The organism is Methanosarcinales archaeon (assembly GCA_014859725.1).
In the GTDB taxonomy this organism is placed as follows: Archaea; Halobacteriota; Methanosarcinia; order Methanosarcinales; family Methanocomedenaceae; genus Kmv04.
Map to the genome: position 1 here is coordinate 1 of JACUTQ010000174.1, position 4,241 is coordinate 4,241.

Consider the following 4,241-nt stretch of genomic DNA (forward strand, 5'->3'; position numbering starts at 1 on the left):
TTTAAAAACCGTTTTTCAATTTACACTGCATTTGTTTTATTCATCTTCGCACTTAGTCTGTATATTCGTACCGTACTTCCATACGACGCCGTATTCAGAGGCGGCATAGTCGGATTTGCCGCCGACGATGCCGTATTACATATGCGCCTTGTAGAAAATCTGATTGATAATTTCCCGCATAAAATCTGGTTTGAAGCGTTTACATTATATCCAAATGGTCAGGTCTTCCACTTCGGCCCCCTGTGGACATACATGATTGCCATTACCTCATTAATATTGGGTGCAGGCTCACCCAGTCTCGAACTGACAAGGACAATAGGTGCATATTTCCCTGGGATATTCGGGGCATTAGTGGTATTTCCGGTTTATTTCATTGGCAAGGCAGCCTTTGACAGGCGTGTCGGCCTATTATCTGCATTTCTTATTGCAGTAATGCCGGGCCAGTTCCTGTCCCGTTCTGTTATAGGATTTACAGATCACCATGTGGGCGAGGTGTTCTTCAGTACCTTGTTCCTCATGTTCTTTATCATGGCAATAAGATCGGTAAAAGGAAATGATATTTCACTTGCCGACGTTCTGAATAAAAACTGGAATAAACTAAAACTTCCTGGACTCATCTCAATCTTTGCCGGAATTGCTTTTGGATTATTTCTGCTCCAGTGGTCTAGCGGGGTATTCTTTGGAGGAATTGTTGCCATATTCATTATATTACAGTATATTGTCGACCATATGCATGGCAGGTCTGTTGAAGGCCTATGTTTTGTAAGCATTATTACATTTTTAGCTGCATTTCCTCTTGTTTTGATCTTTTTTGATCCCAGAAATTCATTCACTACATACCAATATTCATATCTCCATATTTTAATCACAGCTGGTAGTGCCATTTTTTTCTTACTATTAGGCATATTATCAATAAAAATGCATGAAAAAAAGATGCCTGATTTTTATTATCCAGTTTCGATTGCTTCCATATACGTTATCGGTTTGGTGATATCTAAACTCTTTATTCCTCAGATATACTCAAGTTTCCAGTCATTCTTCTCAATCTTCAAGTCCCAAACAGGCGGTGCCCTTACCATCGCCGAAGCCTCACCCCCAACTCAATGGATGATCTCCGGTAGTTTTCCAGGAATTTTTGAATTAGTATCAACCTACAATCTTGCACTACTTGCCATGATCGTAATCGCAGCACTCCTCATCATTCGCAAGTGGGAACCGGAAAAAGCCCTGTTTTTAATATGGAGCGGCACCATGTTCTTACTCACAACCGGTCAGAACCGATGGTTCTATTATTATGCAGTGAATGTGGCAATCCTGGTAAGTTTCCTTGGCATCAGCCTATTAGACATCTCCGGAATAAAGCATACATTACAAAAATTCTGGAACCAGGTCTCAACACCAGAGGATTTAAAAAATTTCATTCTCTCAGACCTGAAAGCACACCAGATAATAACCGTAATCCTGGTAATCCTCATACTATTCATCCCCAATTTTGCCATTGCATCCCGCACCACACAGGGCGGTCCCATAGGCTATGGCTACTATGAATGGTACGAATCCCTTAACTGGATGCGTTACAACACTCCTGAAACAGGCCTCGATTTCGATACAGTATATGACCGCCCCCCTGCAGATGAGACATTCCAGTATCCGGACACTGCATACGGCGTCATGTCCTGGTGGGATTACGGCCACGTCATCACCTATTTCGGGCACCGCATCCCTAACGCCAACCCCTTTCAGGCAGGTATAGGCGGCGGCCCGGACCATGCCCCGGGTGCATCGTCTTACTTCACTGCCCAATCAGAGGAAGATGGGAATAGAATATTACAGGAACTGGGCATCAACGACAAACCAGGTGCAAAATATATTGTAAGTAATGCATACATGGCATATGCTATTTTAGATGTTATGGCCACCTGGAACAATGCAGGTCTTCGCGAAGGGGGTCAACTCAATTACGGTAATCCACCAACCGAATTAGATAGCTATCTGATGTATATCGAGAGTGTTCAAGGGCTTAATTATCAGCAATTAGTCAATAATGAAGTAATTACTATTACTGCTCTGCCTAGTAGAAGTTATTATAATTCCATGGAAGCACGACTGCATATTCTCGACACCAATGGATTATCCCATTATCGATTAGTACATGAAAGTGCCCCCGCACCCGATACAAAAGGAGGATATCCTGAACCATATTATAAATACAGATATAATACGCTATATGGAGGCAATCTGCCATTGGAATTTACGGGATATGTAAAGATCTTTGAATACGTCAATGGCGCAACCATCACAGGTACTGCCCCTGAAGGTGCTACAGTAACCATCTCAAATAATATCAAGACTAATGATGTAGTAACAGACATGTTCAATTCCAAAGGACGGGTGTTTACCTATACTCAGACCACAACTGCAGTGAACGGAACTTACAGTCTTATAGTTCCATATTCCACCCTTGGTCCGATACCAGGAGAGACTAATTTTGATACCAGGCCGACCGGACCTTATTCAATCACTACCGGAAATGTTACAAAAACAGTTGATGTGGCTGAGCAACATGTGCTGAACGGTGGAACCATTACTGTTAATTTAATGGGATAGTACACTCACTTTGTATTATCTCCAGTAAATTTTTTTAATGGGAAGTTTTTTCATTTTCCTGCCCTTTATATTTATTGTATCTCAATTTCCTAAGAGCAAAAGCATTGTTAAAAGAAGAAAATCTACAATATGCCAACTAAGATACATTTCCCTGGAACCACATACAGTCAGAACAAAGCTGACATAAAGGCAAGTTTTCCAAAAACCTGCAAATGGGACATGAAAGCCCGCAGGGGATGGTTCGGAAAAGACCTGGCTATAATCGCTCACCTGCGATCAGGCGAACCCGGCACTTTGTATCTTGAGGGGAAACAGGAATACATTGACTCTGTGGTTAAAACCTGTAAAAAGATTGTTGATTCATGTCAAATTGAAGTGGTTGATGAGATACCTGACTTTCAACCGTTTGCACCAGGGATGGAAACAATAAAGAAGCAGGGATTGATAGACCTATCGCCCAAGGCCATAAAAAAGGCAAGGATAAAGAACGAGCGTGTAAAGTTGGAAGCTGCTGGGATGCCAGAAGATTTTATAAAAAAATGGATAACTATGATTGAAAAAGAAATCCAGAATCACGAAGAGACAGAAAACTATTAGGTCAGGGTTATCTGGAATTTATTAATTCCTCTGCCTGGCTCAGCATCTTATCCATAATATCCAATCCCTCACGCCAGAAATCTGGATCATCTAACTGTATCGCAAATACCTCTAGCAGATCGCCCGGAGAATCCTTACCTCCTGAAGCCAGAAGGTTCATGTATTTTGGGACAAAATCGTCTCCCTGTTCAATGTACTTCTTATAAAGAGAAAGCACAAGCAGTTCTCCAAAAGCGTAAGCGTACACATATCCAGGGGCTTCAAGAAAATGCGGGATATAGCTCCACCAGAGACTATAATTCTCAGTAAGTGTGACCGAAGTCCTGAACATTTCATGCTGGGTCCTGATCCAGAGTTCACTGAACCGCTCAGGTGATAGTTCACCACTGCTCCGCCTTGCATTATGAATAGCATCCTCAAAACGGTTCATGGATACCTGCCTGAACACAGTAGCGAACATTCCTTCCAATTTATTACACAGGAGAGCCAGTTTCTCATCCCTGCTCTCTGCCTTATCCAGTAGTGACCTGAACACCAACATCTCACCGAACACAGATGCAGTCTCAGCCATGGTCAGGGGTGTCTGGCTATTTAGGTATCCCTGCTGTCGGGCAAGGTACTGGTGGACCCCGTGTCCCAGCTCATGGGCCAGGGTCTGGACGTCCCGGTTATTTCCTGTATAATTGACCAGGATATAAGGATGCACATCTGGAGTGCATGGATCAGAAAATGCACCACCTCTCTTGCCAGGCATAACAGGGGCATGGATCCATCTCTCGGTGAAGAACTTATTAGCTATTTCCTCCATATCCGGGGAAAAGTCGTTATAGGCATTGAGTATTAATTCTTTCCCTTCTTCCCAGAGTATTGTCTTTTCTGAGGAAATGGGCAGGGGAGCATACCTATCATAATCAAATAATTCATCCACTCCCAATAGTACCTTTTTTAATCTATAGTATCTCTGGGGGATGTCATACCTGTCAGTGACAGCCTTCACTAAGGCCTGGACTGTTTTTTCATCAATCTCATTGGCAAGG

General features: G+C 42.7%; 3 protein-coding genes. 2 read left to right on the forward strand and 1 reads right to left on the reverse strand.

Annotated elements, in window-relative coordinates; genetic code table 11:
* A partial coding sequence (locus IBX40_11370) for an oligosaccharyl transferase, archaeosortase A system-associated (GenBank protein MBE0524917.1) occupies positions 1–2,607 on the forward strand: 2,607 nt, incomplete at its 5' end.
* 129 nt (positions 2,608–2,736) lie between these two features.
* Positions 2,737–3,204, forward strand: a complete 468-nt coding sequence (locus IBX40_11375; protein MBE0524918.1) for a hypothetical protein — start codon at positions 2,737–2,739, stop codon at positions 3,202–3,204.
* A gap of 7 nt (positions 3,205–3,211) precedes the next feature.
* Here the strand turns inward: IBX40_11375 and IBX40_11380 are convergent.
* Positions 3,212–4,241: M3 family oligoendopeptidase (locus IBX40_11380; GenBank protein MBE0524919.1), on the reverse strand; the 1,030-nt coding region annotated here is incomplete at its 5' end.